We start from the raw sequence: 18195 nt of genomic DNA, 5'->3' as shown, positions 1-18195 counted from the left end.
GTTTCTTTTGCTTTCTCTTTGGGGATTGCTTATCGATGATTGTGTAATGGATTAAGGAATAAATGCCATGCCCGAAAGCTGGGGTTTCCTCCGCACATCTCAAACGTTCGTTTGTGAAACATGCTGATCGGATATGCACGCGTCTCCAAGGCCGATGGCAGCCAGTCCCTTGATTTGCAAAGGGACGCTTTGATCGCTGCGGGTGTAGATGAAGAGCAGATCTATTCCGATCAGGCCTCAGGCAAGAAAAACGACCGCCCGGGTCTCGAAGCGTGCCTGAAGGCTCTACGCGAAGGCGATGTCCTGGTGATCTGGAAACTGGACAGAATGGGCCGCAGTCTGAATCATCTGGTGAAAACGACGACCTTACTGTCAGAGCGGGGTGTCGGCCTGAAGGTGCTCACAGGCCAAGGAGCACAGATCGACACAACCACCGCAGCCGGTCGGCTGTCATTTGGAATCTTTGCCGCGCTCGCCGAATTTGAAAGCGAGTTGATCCGGGAACGCACCATGGCAGGGTTGCAGGCTGCCCGCGCGCGTGGTCGCAAAGGTGGTCGAAAGTTCGCACTCACCAAAGCCCAGGTCCGGATGGCGCAGGCAGCTATGGCGAATAGGGACACGTCCGTTTCTGAGCTGTGCCGTGAGCTGGGCGTGAAGCCTGTAACTCTGTACCGATACGTCGATCCCAAAGGCAACCTGCGCGACTACGGGAAACGCGTGCTGGGCGCTTAGGGTGTCATTCTGCACTCAGCCGGAGCAGACCCCACCGAGGGCTTCGAGATCGATGGCGTGCCGGGCGGTCAGGCATTTGCCATCAAGCCCGTCGCGCGCGGGGTGCATACCAATGTGACAGTTTATACGAACCGCCGGAGCTACTACTTCAACGTCGAGGAGGTCCGCAGCCCGACCTTCTACGTGGTGCAGTTCCGCTATCCGGACGACGCTGCGCGCCCGACCCGGGCCATCGCCGCCCAAGCGCCAAACTACAATTACGGTGCCAGCGCGCGGACCGAGTTTACGCCAACCCGCATCTGGGATGACGGGACGTTCACGTATTTCGAATTCCCTCGGAACGCACCGGTGCCGGCGATCTTCCGTTACGCCAATGGGCGTGAACGGACGGTCAACACCCAAGCCACCGAAGAAGGCGTAATCCGGGTCTCGGGTGTGAACCGACAATGGGTTCTGCGGATCGATGACGAGGTGGTCTGCATTGAAGCAACAGCGCCTGCGGGGGTGGGCTCATGAGCGACACCGGAAACGCAGACCTCGAGAAACGCCTCGCCGCTCTCGAACAAGGCAAGGGCGCAAGTTCGCCCCCTGCCCCACGGCGCTCACCGCTGCTCGCTTTGGTTGTCGTCCTCGTGATCGGCGCGGGCGGTGCATTGCTCTATCTCATGTCTCAGCCCGAGGAAGAACAAGCCCTGCCCACGGCCACGCCGGACGTGTTCCAGAACGAAGGCGACGGCTTTGGCGCCATCGAAACCCTGCCGCCGCCTGAGCCCGAAGTGGTTTTGGTCGCACCCGAGCCGGTGGAACCCAACGCCGAGCTTCTCGCACAACTCGCAGCCCTTCAGGCCCAGATCGAAGAATTGCGCAACGCGCCCGAACCCGTCGTCGAGGAAGACACGGCTGCCGCCGAAGCCATCGATGCGCTGACTGCGCAAATCGCGGCGCTGCAAGCGGCCTCAGAATCCGCGCAACAGCAGTTTCGCGATGAACTCACGGCGCGCGATCGCGAGCTGGAACAACTCCGCATGGACCTCGAACTTGCACAGCTCGAGGCCAACCGCCCCCTCCCCGCACCAATTGGTCCCTCGGAGGACGAGTTGCGCGCGCGGGAAGAAGAACGGCTGCGCCGCGAGGAAGAAGCACGACGGCTCGCGGAACTTGAACGCCGCGCTGCTGAGGAACGTGCGTTTCAGGAGCGCCGCATCACCTCGCCCACCATCGCTTTTGGTGGCACCTCTGGTGCGAATGAAACGGCTCTCACCGAACGCACCTTTGGCGAGGTGACAGATTTCGTGCTGAACGGTGCGCTGCCCTCGACGGTGACGCAAGCCGAGGTGATCGCCAATCCCTCCAACACCATCATCCAGGGCACTATGATCCAGGCCGTCATGGAAACCGCCCTCGACAGCTCGCTGCCCGGCCAGACCCGTGCCGTGGTCTCCGAGGATGTCTACAGCGTCGATGGCGCGCGCCTCTTGATCCCCCGCGGATCCCGTCTCGTCGGGCGCTACCGCGCTGGCGTCGATATCGCGCAGCGCCGCGTCACGATCGCCTGGGACCGGATCATCCTGCCCGCGGGCCAGACCGTCCAGATCAGCTCTTTCGGGGGCGATGAACTGGGCCGTTCTGGCGTCACGGGGCTCATAGACACGCGTTTTGCCGAGCGTTTCGGGTCGGCCGCCCTGATCTCGCTGATTTCCGCCGCACCAAGTGCCGCCGCATCCGAGGTCCAGGATGAGACTGCCGCCGAAGTTCTCGAAGACGTGGGCGATGATCTGGCAGATGCGACGGACAGCGTCATCGGCGACTATCTCTCCATCGGTCCTGTCATCTATGTCGACCAGGGTGCCCGCGTCACCGTGATGGTCGATCGCGATCTGGAGATATTCTGAGCCCATGTCGCTGAGCTATCTCCAGACCTCGCTTGATCGGATCGACGCCGCCGCCCGCGACGATATCATCGAGATCTGCATCAATCCCGACGGGACCTGCTGGGGAGAATTCCAGGGCGATCACTTCATGCGAAAGCTGGACCAAGAGCTGACGGCAACCGAAGTGAAGGACCTCGGCAACCAAATCGCCTCTTCCGCCAACACCACAATGAGCAAGGACCGCCCGATCGTCTCGGTCTCGATCACCTACAAGGGCCGCCCGATCCGGGCTCAGGTCATCACGCCACCCGCCGTGCTCTCTGCCATGTCGATCAGCCTGCGGTTTTTCTCAAGCCTGCCGCTCGACGGGATCGCGCTTGATTTCCTCTATGGCAAGGAACGCAAGCTCGAAGAACTCCGCCTGGAGAAAACCCGCGAACTGCGCGAGGTCGTGGCTGCGGGCGTGATCGACGATGCGCTTGCCTTCTGCGTCGAGAACAAGCTTAACATGATCGTCTCGGGTGGCACTTCCACCGGCAAGACCGTCGCCGCGCGCAAGATCCTCTCTCATGTGCCTGCCAATGAACGAATTGTCACCATCGAGGAAGCGGCCGAGCTTCTGCCGACCCAGCCGAATGCCGTGACCCTCATCGCCAATCGCGATGCGGAGTTTCAGACCGCCGATGTGCTTCTGACCGCAACGCTGCGCATGCGCCCTGACCGGATCATCCTTGGCGAGGTGCGCGGCAAGGAGGCCATGACCTTCCTCGAGGCGATCAACACTGGCCATGGCGGGTCCATGACCACGCTACACGCCGAAACACCGCAGCTCGCCGTGCAGCGCCTGACTATCGCGGCGCTCAAGACCGAGATCCCGATGACCTATGCCGACATGATCCAGTACATCGAAAGTTCCATCGACGTGATCATCCAGGCCGGTCGCCACGACGGCAAACGCGGCATCACTGAATTCTACCTCCCCGGCGCAACCGAGATCGGAGCTTTCCAATGAAGACCTTTGAATATGACATCCTGTTTTTCCAGGTGAAGAAGCAAAAGGACTACGACGCGATGCGAAGCGCCTTGAATGAGCGCGGCGCGGAGGGGTGGGAAGTCATTACAGCTGAAGCCGGTGACTACGGCTATATCACGTTCTTGAAGCGTGAATCTTTGGCGACGAACGTGGCTTCAGAATGATGCGGGTCATTGCGACGGCAGGCCTGCTGGTTGTTCTTGGCGCAACCGCTGGCGTCGCTGAACGGAACCTGATCCCAACGCTCGATAACCAGCCAGATGTCTGTCCCGACCAGCCTCCAGAGCCACAGTGGATGCAAGACATCGATGTACGCGAGTCCCACAAACGGCTGCTGATTCAGCAAATCTATCGTGCGCAGAGCCTGCAACGCATCGTTGAAGCCCAAAGCTGTGAATGTCCGACGCGGTATCCGTCTTGGGACTCAGCTGAAGGCATCTTCGTCAAGCATTTCGCCGCATCTGAATACTGGGACATCGTGGAAGCGACCTCAGAATACCGACGGCAGGCAAATGAGCTTCGGCGCGAAGCCATGCCAATCTGCGAAGCTGCTGGAAACTGGTAGGGTTCCATGAGCGTCGTCACCTACTTCGTGGAAACAGCTGAGGGCTATCTCAATACCGCTGCCGAGACGCAATTTGGCGCGGTCGCCGCAACAGTCGGAACGATGCTCGTACTCGGCACCACACTGGTTGTCATTCTGGTTTTCATCAACGCGATCTACCAATACCGCGCCATGGACGGGCGCACGGCCTTTTGGCTCGCCGTGAAGATCGGACTGATAGGCGCATTTGCAACCAACTGGGTGCAGTTCAACATCCTTGCTGCGGCGATCCTGAATGGGATCGACAGCATTGCCGGATCGCTCGTGGCCTCAGTCGGCGGCGGATCACCCGGCCCATCCGGCACCTTTGCAGAGGAGTTCGATGACCTGATCGCGGCGCTCGGAGAGTATTTGAATGCTGCGGGCTCTGAACTGAATTGGATGGCCGGAGCCCTGTTGGACACCCTTGGGGTTTTGTTACTCTCGATCCTCGGCGGCTTAGCCGCGTTCATCGTGGTCGCGTCGCGGCTCATGATCGCTCTTCTGATCGGGATTGCGCCGGTCATGATCTTCCTGACACTGTTTGAAGTGACCAAGGATTATTTCGCGCGCTGGCTTTCGGCGCTGATTTCCTTTGCGATGTACCCGATTGTCGTTGCCGGTGTGTTCGCAACGATCACGGGTGTCTCGCGCGCCCTACTTGCCGAGCTGGGCGACCCGGAAGGCGCCTCCAACATCGGCGCGCTCATCCCGTTCTTCATGATGGTGCTGATGGCAAAGGGGTTCATCATAGCAACGCCCTTCCTGGTTCGAGCAATTTCTGGAAACATCATGATGCCGGCACTCTCGGCCGGCTTCGGCGGTAGCTATGCCTTTGCCCGAGGGCTCGCAGGCAGCCAACAAGTCTACAACCGGTACGCCATCGGAGGTGCGACTGGCGCGGAGTATGCAGCTCTGCGCGCGCGACAATTCTTTGGTGTGCAAGCGTTGCCAAGCCGACCCAATACTGCGGGAGGGCCTACGGCAGCTCCTCCCGGCGACGGGACCGGGACTGGCGCTCGGATGCTTGCGCAGCTTTCAAGGTTGGGTCGTCTAGGAAGACGGTGACGGCCCTTTGCGGGCCTGCACCGCCCAGCCTGATGCTGCAATGCAGCAGCTCGAAAACGGACATCAAACCTGCTTTGAGTTGCTACAGCTTTCGACCCAAGCAGTAATTGCGTCATGGAGCATCCATGGGGACGGGGCGCTGCAGGTGATTTCCGAAGCATCATTTGCAGTGAAGTGACACCACTCTTCGTCATCTGACACCCATTCGCCAATGATTTCGCCATCGACCAGCAACACGTCTCCTTTGAATGCATTATTGTGGTAACCGAGCATTACGATGCCATGACGCACCATGCCTCCACTGTCGATCAAGTCGCATATTGCTGCAAACTGAGCACGCAAATCGTCTCGCGAGCGCCCTGCAATTCGTCCAACGTCGAAGGCGCGGTATTTTAATTTCCCAGCGAGTTGCGCGCAGCTATTGTCTTGTTCAACCTCACAAGACAAGTCGCCATGGCTCAACGTCTCTATGTGCATAATTCCGACGCCCGTCTATGCCAACGTTTCGTTGATACGCTTGAACAGCGCCTCGAACGCATTCAACGTCTCGTCCGACAATGTGGCAACCCGCTTGGCGCGTTCACGCAGCAAAACCTCCGCTGGGGCATTGTGGTCGTATCGGTCCACGCCTTCATTGCGGGCGATCTGCCGCACAATGGGGTCAGTACCTTTGAGGTCCACTGCCTTCATCTTTTTGCCGAACGCAGCGTTGTAGAGCGCTACATAGTCGTCTTTGGCGAACAGGTCTTCAATGTCGGCCATCTTCCGGTCGGCAACCTCACCGATGGTGATGATCCGCTTCTCCCCGAGGAAACCAGCCTTGGCGAGGGCTGTCAGCTTCTGGTGGCCCTCTTTTCGTGAATCCACCACGACCGTAACATCAAGGTGGTTGCCCAAGAGCGCGACAAAGGCAGGGATCACGTCAGCGCCTCCCAGAGGCATGATCGACCAGCGCTTGTCGAGCCCCTCGCGCCCGTCCTCAATCAGCCGCTCCGAAATGGTCTGCATGAACAGGAAGTCTGACGGCCCCTCAACCACGAGGTTATCCTTGGCGATGAAGAGGTGTTGGGCTATGTCGTATCCGAGCGCGGCCTGTAGCGGGAACAGTGTGTCGCTGTCGGTGGTCAACACGTCTGAGGTAGTCACAGAGCCACGGTCACGTCCCTTATCCTCAACAAGCCGCGCCCGCTCAAGGTGGTCTGGCTGGATCATGAAGGGCGAGTGCGTCGTGTAGATCACCTGACAGCGTTTCGACAACCGCTCCTCTATGAAGCGCAGGAAGTCGCGTTGAGCGGTTGCATGGAGCCCCAAGCCGGGTTCATCAAGGAGGATAATGATGGGGGTATCATCAAACTCATAACGAGAGAAGGCAGTCAGGAAGGAAAAGAACCAGCGAAACCCGGAGGAGCGTTCATCAAAGCGCAGGGAAAGTTTGTGTTGATCGTCCCACATTCTGATGTGCAGTTCATCAATGACAGTTGTTTGCCCGTTGTTTGCGGGCTGCTTCGTCAGCGTAAGGTCCATCTCCACGCGGAGGTGTTGATTGGTCGTCCAATAGTCTAGGACCTGTTCGCCCAACTCATTCGCTACATTCTGAAGTTCCCTTTTCCGGGTCTCATAGTCGGCATCAAGAAGGTGGTCCTTCTCAAACTCGGCCAATTGGAGCAAGGCAAGCGCCGTTTGCTCATCGTCCTCAAGTTTGTCTTCATCGGCTTCCAGCAGTTCGCGGATTGGAACGGTGCTCGGGAGGCTACTGTATTCCGAGAAGTAGAAGAATTGGGGCACCCGAGCGAACAACACACGCCAAACTGACTGCCAAAGTGTCGTGTCATCCGGCAGCAATTCGTTGATGGCCTTCGTGACCTCCGTCAATGCGAGGGTGGTTGCGCTCTCCTCGCTACCATCTGGCGAGAGGCTTGAGACTTTGGCGCGGAGGGTACTAAATTTCTCACACGAATTGAGTGGTTCTAGGACCGTGGGAAGTTCAATATCTGCGAGCAGATTGGCAACGGCTTTGGTCTCATCGACCTCAAACACACCTGCGTATTGATTGGTGTATTTCCGACTGATCGTAAACGTATCTGACAGCAATACATCTTCGCCAAACCGAGCTTCGACTGCCGCAACGTCCTCCGGCTCTATGGTGAAGGTCGCATTGATGGGGGACTTTTCGTCAAGGTCGCGTCCCTTCGCCTTCGCCTCCCGGCGATGCCTCTTCTCTAGCCAGGCGGGGTAATGTGTCGGTGAGGAAAAACTTGCCGCGCCGTGAGCAGGCTTGAGCCGTCGTAGCGCTTCTAGAAAGGCGCTCTTGCCACTTTCGTTCTTGCCGACAAGGCAGGTGATGTCCGGCTGGATGGCAACCTCAGTCGAATCCAGTACGTGCTTGAAATGATCTATCCGAACTGTCTTGAGCTTCATGCCACTATCCCTCGAACCTATTGCGCCCATCAATACGACATCTTGTGCCTGCCTATCTTTAGGTTCAAGCTAAAATGGTGAAAATAGCGTGGCGCATACAACTGAAGCGGTCGGTGTAGTTCTGCTTAATTGTTGTTTACTGTAAGCGGTGCTTTGCCCCCACCTTCCTGACGGCTGCCTGATCTGCGAGTCCGTTCCTCATGGATTTGAGGGAGTTTCTCCATGGATGGTACGATTGAGTTTCTCACGGATAAGGGCAAAGGTGGTCGTAGATGTCCTCGTTGGCCGGAGGATGTGAAGGCGCGGATAGTGGCCGAGACGCTGGTTGAAGGCTCAACTGTGAACTCCGTTGCGCGACGCTATGGGATGCGACCCAATCACTTATCGGAATGGCGTCGCATGGCGCGGGAAGGCAAGTTGGTTCTGCCGAACCTGGAAGGTGTTACGTTTGTCCCTGTTGCCATTGATGAGCCCGCTGCCACTTTGCCGGACATGCCGGAGACGGAGACAGGCGTGATCGATGTGTTGAAGGGGATGTGACGATCCGTTTGGCAGCGAACACTTCCGCCGCGCGGGTCGCCGAGATCGCGGCTGCGCTGTGATCCACCCGTCGTACGGGGTTCAGATCTTTGTGGCGACCAAGCCCGTGGACTTCCGCAAGGGCCACGACGGCCTGGCGGCATTGGTGCAGAGCCATTTGCAAAAGAAGCCCTTTGACGGGGCGGTCTATGTGTTCCGTGCCAAACGCGCTGACCGGCTCAAAATGATCTGGTGGGACGGGACCGGTCTGGTGATGGCTTACAAGCGGCTTGAGCAGAATGCGTTCAAATGGCCTGCGATCAGGGACGGCGTTTTGCGGCTGGACGCTGCGCAGTTTGAAGCGCTGTTTGCGGGTCTCGACTGGCGTCGTGTGACATCTCTGGAAACCCGCCCACCCGCTGCGGCAGAGTGACTCGGATGATGTTTTGCACGGGCGAACCACCCCTGATCTTGATAGATCACAGGCATGACTCCTGCCGCTGATCTTCCTGACGATATCGATGCGCTCAAGGCCATTATCCTGGCCTCGCAGGCGAAGATATCGGAGCAAGACGGGATCATCGAGCGCAAGGAAGACCGGATCGTCCGGCTTGAGAAGCTGCTGGTTGACTTCAGACGTGCCCTTTATGGCGCGAAGTCCGAGAAGAGCCATCCTGACCAATATCACCTCGCGCTGGAAGACATTGAGACGGCCATGGCCATTGTCCATGCAGAGGATGAAGCCGTCGACCCACCGAAGACAACTGGCACACCAACGCCTCGCGCGGGCCGCGGCGTCTTGCCCAAACATCTGCCGCGTATCGAAGAGGTGATCGCCCCTGACGATGTAACCTGTGGGTGCGGTTCCGCGCGACACATCATCGGTGAAGATGTCAGCGAACGGCTGGATATCGTGCCTGCCCAGTTCCGGGTCATCGTCACACGTCGCCCTAAGTATGCCTGTCGATCATGTGAGGCCGGGGTGCTGCAAGCACCCACCAAACCACGGCTGATCGAAGGCGGCATGCCGACAGAAGCGACCGTAGCCAGCGTGATCGTTTCCAAATATGCCGACCACATTCCGCTTTATCGCCAGGCTCAAATCTATGCGCGGCAGGGCGTTGATATTGACCGCTCCACCTTGGCGTTTTGGGTGGGTAAAGCCGCCCATGAACTGAAGCCTGTTCATGACGCGCTGCTCGGTCACCTCAAACGATCATCAAAGCTGTTCATGGACGAGACGCCCGCACCAGTCCTTGATCCAGGGCGTGGGAAGGCAAAGAAGGGTTACTTCTGGGCGCTCGCCCGCGATGACCGCAGTTGGAACGGACCAGAGCCACCGGGTGTGGCCTTCACCTACGCGCCGGGGCGATCTGGCAAACATGCGGTCGAGATATTGCAGGGATTTGAAGGCATCCTGCAGGTGGACGGCTATGCCGGATACAACCGCGCGCTTGACCTGCGCGACAATCAACCGATCCAACTGGCCTATTGTTGGGCGCACGCGCGTCGCAAGCTTTATGAGCTGACCCACAACAATGCGGCCCCTATCGCAGAGGAAGGGCTTAAGCAGATCGCAGCTCTCTACCGGATCGAGACGCAGGCACGTGGAGCATCAGCCGACGAACGCATGGCCATCCGTCAGCAGAAATCCGAACCGAAGATCAAGGCGTTCAGAACCTGGCTGGATCAAGCCAGATCACAGGTATCCACCAAATCCCCAACAGGCGAAGCCCTCAAATACATCGCCAAATATTGGGACGGGTTGATCTTGTTCCTCGGCGATGGCCGCATCGAGATGGACAGCAATCCCGTCGAGCGCACAATCCGTCCCATCGCCCTGCAAAGAAAAAACGCGCTCTTCGCAGGTCACGAGGCTGGCGCGCAAAACTGGGCAATGCTCGCGTCCCTCATTGAAACCTGCAAATTGAACAAGATCGAGCCAAACGGCTATCTGACCGGCGCCCTCACGGCCATCGTCAACGGCCATAAACAGAAAGACATCGACCAGCTGCTACCCTGGAACTTTGTCAGGTAGGTGGGGCCAAAGCACCGCTTACTGTTTACTTGCGTGCCGCTCAGGTGATTCACGGCTCATTGTACAAACGTTTAGCTCGTGCACTCGCAGCGAACGACACCGTCCTTGAAGATCTGTCTCAAAACAAGATTAACCAGAACTCTCGGTATCGAAGGTCCGTTTTCTCGGTTTCTTCACGTCCTCGCTGCGGCGCGGCGAATTCACACTTCCCGCCCGCTCGACCGACATACCACCCTCGCCACCCTAACGAGCAACCAGCTTTTGACCATCATCCTCCCGCAACATCGCTTCCATGTCGTCCAAGCCATCGACGGCGGAGCGTAGCTGCACCTCATCGCCTTCGCCCACTGTCTCGGCATCCGCAACCTGGCCCCCAAAATCCATCACAACCTGACGCTGTTCCTCGGCGATAGCGGCTTGAACGACGGGCGCAGTCTTCTTTGGGCCGACATCGGTTTGCTCTGACGATTGGCCATCAGCAGCCTGGCGTGCGGCCACCACATCGGCTTCGGATCCGCCTGACCCGTCCGGCGGCGGTGTCATCGGCATGGCGCGCATACTCAACGGGAGGTTTCCTTGCGCCCCCCTCCCCCGGCTCCGGAAACGGCAATTCGCCTGATTGCGCCGCGTGGATCGCCTTGAACAGCCGGTCGTCAAAATATTGGATCCGCTTCGCCCGGACCGGCATCTGGGCATCGATCACCATGACAATTTCATCGAGCGGCAGGCGGCGCGCTTCATCTTCTGGCAACAAAGAGCTTTCTTCGGTCCGTGTGGATTGGCTGCGGCCCTCGAAGGGGTTCTTGCCGATGGACTGAGAGCGCGTGATGACGGTCTTCGTGGTCTTGCCAACCGCCTTGCTCAGCTCTTCGACGGTTTTTTCATCCGAGGGCGTGAGATAGAGTTTCACGCCCGCATTGCCCTGCAGCGCACGGCGGGTGTTCTCGCCGTAGATTTCATCGAGGGCGGGGATAGTTTGGGTGACCACGGCCAGGTGACCGCGATAGGTCCGCAGGGTCTCGATGCTCTCGACCACGATGGGCATCTTGCCCAAGCGATTGAACTCGTCGAGCATGATCATCACGGGCCAGGGCTCATCCGGCCCTGGGTCCTTTTCCTGCATGGCGGAGAGGAGATCGGAGAAGAAGAGCCGGATCAGCGGTGCCAGCGGCTTCACCATCAGCGGCTGGACGACAAGATAGACCGAAAAGGGCTTCTTGCGGATCGTCCGGAAATCAAAATCCGAGACCGCAGTCGCCTCATCAATCGCCGGGTTCTGCCACTGGTCCAGCCCCGAGGTCATCAGGAGCGAGACGTATGAGGTCAGCGTATCGTTGTTGGTCGAAGCGAGCCTTGTGAAAATCAGCTTGGCCGCCCTGTTGTCGACCTCATGGCCCCGCGCGAAATACTCCTTCTGCTTGTTTCCGCCCGAGGCGGCGATGCGATAGATCTCGCCCAAGGTCGGGCGCTTGCGCTGGAAGGCCAACAGGCCTGCCGCCACGAAGAGATCGATCCCGCCTTTGAGCAGGCCCTGCACCCGGTCGTTGTCACTCTGCAGGAAGAGCGTCGCCAGGAGCTGCAATTCCATCTGCTGGCGCGCGGGGTCTTTCAGTTCGAAGATACGCAGGAGCGGGTTGTAGCGATGCGTGCGCTTGCCCTCCCAATCGGTGGGGGCAAAGCGATAGACCTTGTCGCCTTGGGCTGCGCGGTGCCGGGCCGTGGCCTCGAAACACTCGCCCTTCACATCGAGCGTCACGGCGGAGCCTTGCCAGGTCAGCAGGTTCGGAATGACAAAGCCCGTGGTCTTGCCGCGGCCCGTGGGGGCCACGATCAGCGCGTGTGGGAAGACCTTCGAGCAGATGTATTTCGCGCGGGACTTTGGAGAGCCAAGTTTGCCGAGGATGAACCCGGTGCCCGGCGCCCCGAAGAAGCCATTGGCCTTCATCTCGCGCGCGGTCTGCCAATGGGTCTGGCCAAACCGTGTCAGGGCGGACCCCGAGAGGGCGAGGCTCAGCATCAGCCCGGCGGCGGCGAAGCTGCCGATGATCAAGTGAATAAGTTGCGCATCCTCCGGGCGGCGGTCCAGGATCGCCAGATAGTTCTGCGCGATATAGGCAAAGTCGATCTCGGCCCCGAAGCCGAGATCCTGGTAGGTCAGCACCGCCGAGGCGATGGTATAGCCCATGGCCCCGGTCACCAGCGTCACAAGCAGGACGCCCGTTGCGATCCGCGCTTTTCCCATGGAGGCGCTCAATGGACCTGACCCCGCTCGGTCTCGCCATCCACGTCTGTGGTGCGGTGTTTTTCGTATTCGGTGTCGGCAAGATCATCGACCACCTGGCGCAAGGCCTCCGTGTTGGCCGTTGCTGCATCCGATTGCAGGTAGACCTTGGCGACATAAAGCCGGTCGAGGCGGTCCTCGAGTACCTTGTCCAGCGCATCGGCATCGCCGGATGTGAGGCGGCCCAATTGGCGGTCATCCAGCACCCGCGCGATCTCCTCGCGGAAGGCGTCCCGCTCCGCCTCGGTCTCGAAGGGCGCGGACAACTCTCCCGCCCGCTCATGGTCCAGGACGCGCGCAATCTCGCCTGCGAGGCGGTCGGACCGGTCAAACTGCGGTGCAGTTTCATCCCCTGTCGCGAGGGTCTCCTCGCGCGTGCCAACCCCAATCCCGTCGCGCATCTCGTTTTCGCGGCGGACCTGATTGATGGCCTCCGTGTCGCGTATCTCCACAACGGCCGCATAGGTCGCGCCGAGCCCGCGGGCGAGGTGGGACGGCATGTCCGGATAGCGCTCCGAGACGTCATCCGCGACCGCATCTGCAACAGGCGTGCGGAGGTCGCGTGCCTCCATGATCCGGTCGACCTCGCGGGTGATCTCGCTGGCGCGGGCCGCGTCGGTGATGGTCTCCCTGTAGGGCTCGGACCGGTCGATCACATCGCCAGGACGTGCGAGCAGCTCCGGATGTACCTCGAGATACGCGCGCTGCTCTGTTTCGATCCGGCGCTCCGCCTTTGAGGCCACCTCCCAGTCCCGGTCCTCGATCTCCTGCGTTGTCAAACCCTCGGCGCGCATCTCATGACGGATTGTCCCTTCCATCTCCCGCACCGCGTCCTCGTGATAGTGGAACCGCTCGCTGACCGCGTCCTCCTCCACGACACCGTCCCGGCGCAGCACGTTATCCCGTTCCAGCAGCGTGCCAAGCTCGACATGGACATCGTTGAGAATGTCGCGCGCCTGTTCCAGATCAGCGCGACGCTCGAGGTTCAGGTCCCGCGCCTCGGCCACCTTGGAGAGATCATCGGCGATCCATTGATGTTCAAGCGCGGCATTCGAGGCCCCGGTCTCGATCCGGGCGACCACTTCCGCTGTGCTGATCCCGGTGCCGCGCAGGGCAGTGTCTATGCGCGACCGCAAGTCCGTCTCGGCCAGACGGTCCAGCTGACTGGTGTCGATGTTCGCCTCGGAATAGATCCCACCCTCCGAGGGGCGTCTGACAGCGTGGATGATCGCAATCCGAGAGGCTGCATGTGCTGGACCCGCGTCTGGATCTCGATGAGGCGTTTTTCCAGCAGGGGGCGTTCCGCGTCCGCCTTCTCGGCGATCATGCCCTGCACCCGCGCGAGCTTTTCCGCATAGAGGCTTCTCAGTTCCTCGAAACTTTGATCCTCGGCCATATACACATCTCCTGTTCGATCCACCTGCCCGCCCCGCGCCAGCACCTCGCCCGCGCGGAAGAGGGCTGCGGCAATATCCTCGCGGGCCTCGCGCGAAGCTTCCGCGGCAAGCGAGTGGTAGACAGTTCTGGTGTTGGCGATCTCCGCCAGCGTCCGCGTCAGGTCCTGCCCAACACGTTCGCGCTCGCGGGGCGCGCGACCCTCTTCTTTCGCGGCATAGACCTCGCTGGTGCGGGCTGGGTAATGCACAACCCCGCGATCCACCCGGCGCGTGGCCTCCAGGCGCACACCGTACTTCTCCGCCTCCTCGACCATGGCGAGGCGGAAATCGTCATAGTTGAAGCGATGGTTGCGCCCGAGGAAAAAGAACTCGCCTTCCTGCGAGCGGCGGTTCAGCACCAAATGCGCATGGGGGTGATCGCGGTCCTCATGCACCGCGATGATGTAGTCGAAATGCCCCTCATCAGTCTGGAAGAACCGCTCGGCCACATCCGTCGCAATGTCGCGCACATCCTCTCCCCGCGTGCCGATGGGGAAGGACATGAGCATATGGGTCGTCTGGCCCAGCTTCGGCTTGAAGCCCGCATCCCACCGCTTGGCAAAGCGTTCGGTCAGATCCTTGATGTCGCCCGCCTCAAGTTTCGCCTTGCCATCCAGAAACCCGCTCGAGTCGACGATATGGGTCGACTTCGTGGTGAGGTAATCGAGCTGGTTTGCGAGTTGCGATTTGGTATGCGTGCCCCCGCCCCGGATCGCCTTGAAGACCGCTGGCCGATGCCCCGCAGCCGCGCGCACAAGCTGGCTCTGCTTGGCCACGTGCAGCCCCTGCATCGAGCCCCGGACGCGGCTCCAGCCATCCCGAAAGACCTCGCCCGTGACGGCATGGACAGCATCATTCAGCCGCATGGGCAAACTCCCTTAGCGCGGCCGTGGCCTGCAGCTGCATCGCGTCTCGACGGCGGCGCAGAAGCAGATCGATCTCGTCAGCGGAATCCAGAATGAACCGCGCCAGCCCGCGCATCTGCGCGAGGCGCAATTCGGTGAACTCGGCACGCGTGCCCCCGCGGCCCCCTGCCCCATCCGGTTGGCCCGCGTCATCTGCTTGGCGATCTGCGCGACCCCATTGCCGACCTCGTGCAGTGAAGCGCGGTAGCGCGCCATCTCTGCCGCCATCTGCGCGTCCGGAACGAACACCCCGCCTGCCGCCTGAATGAGCCGCCGCAGCCCCTCGGCCCGGCTCTCGATCCCGGCCTCGGCCAGCACCGCGTCGAGCGCCGCAAGCTCCGCAGCCGTGACCTTCACACTGATCGCTGAGACCGGAATTGCGGCATCCGTCTGGCGCTCGGCATCAGCTTTGAGCGTGTACTGGATCGCCCGCACCGACACGCCAAACCGTTCCGCCAGCACTGAAGTGGAAACGCCTTCCGCAGCTTCGCGAACGATCTCCATGCGGTTTGCATCGGTGAGACGTTTTGAGCGAGACATGCGAAGAAAGACCCCCTATTTCCTGCCACCTTCCACCAAGGCTGCCCCTACCTTACGATAATATACCTATCTGTCAATTATATACTTACGTCGCATTCAGGCTCAGGCAGCCTTGGTGTCCGCTTCACGCCGCGGCCCGCAGGGACGCGGCTCTGCCGCCCTCACCACCGGGCGACACTTGTCCTAGGGGTCCCGTCCACCAGCCCCGCCCGAGGCTCTGGCCGAACACCCATGTGTTCGGACGGAACCGCGGGCGGGCGCAAACCCCACCGACAGGGCGGACAGGCAGGGTCAAGGAGGGCCAGATTTGGGCCCCCAAATCTCTGCCGCAAAAACCGGGAGGCCCTGGCCGATAGGTTTTTGTGGATGGCCCCCTTGAGGCTGACTGGCCGGTCTGTCGCGGCCTGATCATTCCGGGCGGCGATCGTCCTTTGAGCGCGAGGATACCGACACCAAGAGGAAGTCGCTGTGGGCGTTCACACGCGCCGGTGACGGCATCCCTGGAACAGGGATCGGGCCACCCCAAGATCGTCCTGGGGCGGCCCATCCTCTTGAGAGGATTCAGTCCTGGGGATCCTTCGCGCTCGGCGGGAACATCACCAGCTCCGAGACCGCGACCGGGAAGTCGAGCTTGAGGCTGAAGAACTCCGAGCCATCCCCATTGCGGGTGTTGCGGAACATCGCACCCACGCGCTGAAAACGGGTGCGCTCCTGGCCATCGGTGTCGGTGAACTTGACGGGGACGGTGGCGACGTAGTGGTTGGTCATTTGGGTTACTCCTTGTTGCGATGGGGATCACCCGGCACGGGGGCAAAAGGCCCGGTCGCAAGCGCAAATGCGGAGGGTCCGCGGCTCCGCCGTGGAAGCCGTATTTGTGCTTGCCGAAGCTTAAGCTGAGGGCACGAACGGGCCGACCCTGTGCGATCCACATGCATAGCAAAAAGGAGAGACCCGGATGACCCTTGCCATCACGCAGCCGCCACCATCCGCGTCCGCGTCCCGCCGAGCCTGGCCGGGGTGCTGACGGAGCCCGCCCGCGTGGATGCGATGTTCCGCAACACCACCCGAGGGACGCGCAAGTCTTCAGCCTCAAGTGCGACGTCTCGACCCCTCGCGTCTTGCCCCGCTGACGATGTGCGTGAGGTGCGCACCATCCCGAGCCCATAGCGATGCGGATGGGCCGCACTCTGACGGACCGGGTAGAGGGATAACGGAGCTGGACGCCGCAGCCTGTCGATCTCGCGTGACCGACCGCACGCGCCATGAGACATGACGAAAGGGCCGCGCCAAGCGCGACCCCCTCTCTTCAATCCTGCGCAGTCTTCTTAGCCGGGTCCGCAACCCGCATGACCGTCAGGCCTTTCGCTTCCGCCTTCTGCCCGAGGTTCAGCGCGACCCCATTGCCGCCGAAGAGAACAACCCCCGTCGCCGCGAACTTGTCGTCCAGCATTTCGTCGTTGCACTTGAACGGTGCCGCCCTTCCGTGTGCGGACCAGCGCGGATCGAAGCGCGCCTGCGCGACCCCGCGGGCGCGCGCCCACCGGGCCGCGATCATCTCCGCCCCGTGCTTGCCACCCTTGTGGCAGAGGAAGATCTCCTGGTTGCGGTTCTGCTTGATCCGTTCGCGAACCTTGTCGAGCGTGTTGAAGATCACATCGACATCGGTCCAGTCGGTGGCTCCTGAGACGATCAGGGGCACCCCCTCGACTTTCGACTTCTCGGCGGTTTCACGGTCGTGCTGCTCCAGCAGTTGCCGCGCCTCGAAAACCGCGCCGGTCTCTTGCGCCCGGACGCTTGCGCGCGACCCGGCTGCCGGGATGAAGGCGTGGCCCGTCTCGATCTCGTAGCATTCCGCCGCCGCCTCGCTCATCACCTCGATGGCGGCGACAATCTCGCGCAGCTGCAGAAAGCGCGCCTGCGCCTCTTCGAGCGCGGTCTCGGCGATTTCCGATCCGTCGTGGGATTTTGCCAGCGCGCCGATCTTGTCGGCGGTGCGGTCGACCTCCTTGCCAAGTGCCACCTTGCGGCGCTGCAGGATCGTCGCGAGCCCATGGGCCAGCGGTTCGATTTCTGCTTCAAGCCCGGTCCCGCGCAGTTGGCCGAGCAAAGCCTCGAAGCTCTCGCGGATGATGTGGTCGGTCAGAACGTGATCCTCCGGGATCGGCAGCTGCGTGTCCTTTTCGGTCAGTCCGAAAAGCTCGATGGTCTCGTAGGTGTTTGCGGTGTCGTAAGCCATGTCTGGTCTCCAGTGTTCAGTTCCAAGGCCACCACGTGAGTGTGGGGGCATGGCCGAATGCCTGGTTTCCGAATCTGCCCGGGTCAGGGACGGCGCAGCCGCCGGCTTGCCGGGCGCAAAAGTTTTCCGGGCGCAACACCCGGCACATGCGCGCGCTCACGCACGGGGCCGCCCCCCGCCACAGGCCCCGCCCTCGCCGAAAAGTTTTGCGATCCTTGACGCGGGCTGATTTGGGGGCCATCCGGAGGATATGCTTCCGCGCTCATGTGTGTGTGTTTTGCTGGTAGGTTTGCCCGACCCGAGCAGGCAAACGGCCCGACCGGACGCGGGAGACGGATGGAGCGGCGGGATCGTTTTGCGCTCAAGCAAAACAGACCAGAGCGCAATCCGGCGGAGCGGCCGGGGAGGGACGTGCTCGCGAGGCGGGCAAACCGGGGGCCTGGGTGCGACGCCGCGGTGAGGCCGCATGGCCGAATGCGCGACGGACCGAAGGGCCGTTCTCACCTGCGACTTGGCGTACCGAGCTGGGGAGGCC

At 60.9% G+C, this 18195-nt stretch carries 13 protein-coding genes and 4 pseudogenes; 10 read left to right on the top strand and 7 right to left on the bottom strand.

Annotation, left to right across the window (positions count from 1 at the left end; translation table 11 throughout):
* Window positions 1-120: 120 nt before the first annotated feature.
* The 7 genes and pseudogenes from FTO60_RS17095 (at window position 121) to FTO60_RS17065 (ending at window position 5287) form a co-directional block, all read left to right on the top strand.
* Window positions 121-732: a recombinase family protein gene (locus tag FTO60_RS17095; protein WP_148057251.1), complete on the top strand. Its 612-nt coding sequence runs from the start codon at window positions 121-123 to the stop codon at window positions 730-732.
* Window positions 733-765: 33 nt separating this feature from the next.
* Window positions 766-1248, top strand: a pseudogene (locus tag FTO60_RS17090) (TrbG/VirB9 family P-type conjugative transfer protein); the annotation flags it as partial.
* Window positions 1245-2624, top strand: a complete 1380-nt coding sequence (locus FTO60_RS17085) for a TrbI/VirB10 family protein (RefSeq protein WP_148057250.1) — start codon at window positions 1245-1247, stop codon at window positions 2622-2624. The pseudogene FTO60_RS17090 and the gene FTO60_RS17085, both read left to right, overlap by 4 nt.
* Window positions 2625-2628: 4 nt before the next feature.
* Entirely contained in the window at window positions 2629-3615 is a 987-nt protein-coding gene (locus FTO60_RS17080) for an ATPase, T2SS/T4P/T4SS family (protein ID WP_148057249.1), read from the top strand.
* Window positions 3612-3800 (top strand): hypothetical protein, encoded by a 189-nt coding sequence (locus tag FTO60_RS17075; protein ID WP_065331948.1) that lies wholly within the window; start codon window positions 3612-3614, stop codon window positions 3798-3800. The genes FTO60_RS17080 and FTO60_RS17075 overlap by 4 nt, the downstream gene beginning before the upstream one ends.
* Complete coding sequence (locus FTO60_RS17070; RefSeq protein WP_065331949.1) at window positions 3797-4201, top strand: hypothetical protein; 405 nt, start codon at window positions 3797-3799, stop codon at window positions 4199-4201. Before FTO60_RS17075 ends, FTO60_RS17070 begins: the two co-directional genes overlap by 4 nt.
* A 6-nt stretch (window positions 4202-4207) precedes the next feature.
* Window positions 4208-5287, top strand: a complete 1080-nt coding sequence (locus FTO60_RS17065) for a type IV secretion system protein (RefSeq protein WP_148057248.1) — start codon at window positions 4208-4210, stop codon at window positions 5285-5287.
* A 63-nt stretch (window positions 5288-5350) separates the two neighbouring features.
* Here the strand turns inward: FTO60_RS17065 and FTO60_RS17060 are convergent, their stop codons facing one another.
* Both FTO60_RS17060 and FTO60_RS17055 read right to left on the bottom strand, forming a co-directional pair.
* On the bottom strand, window positions 5351-5764 hold the full coding sequence (locus FTO60_RS17060) for a hypothetical protein (protein WP_148057247.1): 414 nt from the start codon (window positions 5762-5764) through the stop codon (window positions 5351-5353).
* Between the two features lie 15 nt (window positions 5765-5779).
* Complete coding sequence (locus FTO60_RS17055) at window positions 5780-7705, bottom strand: AAA family ATPase (protein ID WP_172623947.1); 1926 nt, start codon at window positions 7703-7705, stop codon at window positions 5780-5782.
* Window positions 7706-7927: 222 nt separating this feature from the next.
* Here FTO60_RS17055 and FTO60_RS17050 point away from each other — a divergent pair, with 222 nt between their 5' ends.
* The 3 genes from FTO60_RS17050 to FTO60_RS17040 are packed head-to-tail and all read left to right on the top strand — an operon-like array spanning window position 7928 to window position 10262.
* Window positions 7928-8245 (top strand): transposase, encoded by a 318-nt coding sequence (locus FTO60_RS17050; RefSeq protein WP_148057245.1) that lies wholly within the window; start codon window positions 7928-7930, stop codon window positions 8243-8245.
* A gap of 58 nt (window positions 8246-8303) precedes the next feature.
* Window positions 8304-8657 carry an IS66 family insertion sequence element accessory protein TnpB gene (tnpB, locus tag FTO60_RS17045; RefSeq protein WP_148057244.1) on the top strand — a complete coding sequence of 118 codons (354 nt, stop codon included), beginning with the start codon at window positions 8304-8306 and terminating at the stop codon, window positions 8655-8657.
* Between the two features lie 54 nt (window positions 8658-8711).
* Window positions 8712-10262, top strand: a complete 1551-nt coding sequence (locus tag FTO60_RS17040) for an IS66 family transposase (protein ID WP_148057243.1) — start codon at window positions 8712-8714, stop codon at window positions 10260-10262.
* 243 nt (window positions 10263-10505) lie between these two features.
* On the opposite strand, the pseudogene FTO60_RS17035 reads toward FTO60_RS17040, so the two are convergent.
* From FTO60_RS17035 to FTO60_RS17010, 5 genes and pseudogenes are all read right to left on the bottom strand, one after another.
* A pseudogene (locus FTO60_RS17035) lies at window positions 10506-12504 on the bottom strand (type IV secretory system conjugative DNA transfer family protein).
* A gap of 8 nt (window positions 12505-12512) precedes the next feature.
* Window positions 12513-14845: pseudogene (locus tag FTO60_RS18065) on the bottom strand (relaxase/mobilization nuclease domain-containing protein).
* Window positions 14832-15424 (bottom strand): annotated as a pseudogene (locus FTO60_RS17025) (helix-turn-helix domain-containing protein). The pseudogenes FTO60_RS18065 and FTO60_RS17025 overlap by 14 nt, the downstream one beginning before the upstream one ends.
* A 561-nt stretch (window positions 15425-15985) precedes the next feature.
* Window positions 15986-16192, bottom strand: a complete 207-nt coding sequence (locus FTO60_RS17020; RefSeq protein WP_007120662.1) for a hypothetical protein — start codon at window positions 16190-16192, stop codon at window positions 15986-15988.
* A gap of 538 nt (window positions 16193-16730) precedes the next feature.
* A complete protein-coding gene (locus FTO60_RS17010; protein ID WP_148057241.1) occupies window positions 16731-17660 on the bottom strand; it encodes a DUF2493 domain-containing protein in 930 nt (309 codons plus the stop codon).
* Window positions 17661-18195 lie beyond the last annotated feature (535 nt).

The organism is Octadecabacter sp. SW4 (assembly GCF_008065155.1).
GTDB lineage: Bacteria > Pseudomonadota > Alphaproteobacteria > Rhodobacterales > Rhodobacteraceae > SW4.
The sequence above is the reverse complement of the archived record's forward strand: the minus strand, read 5'-3'. Positions and strand labels throughout refer to the sequence as shown.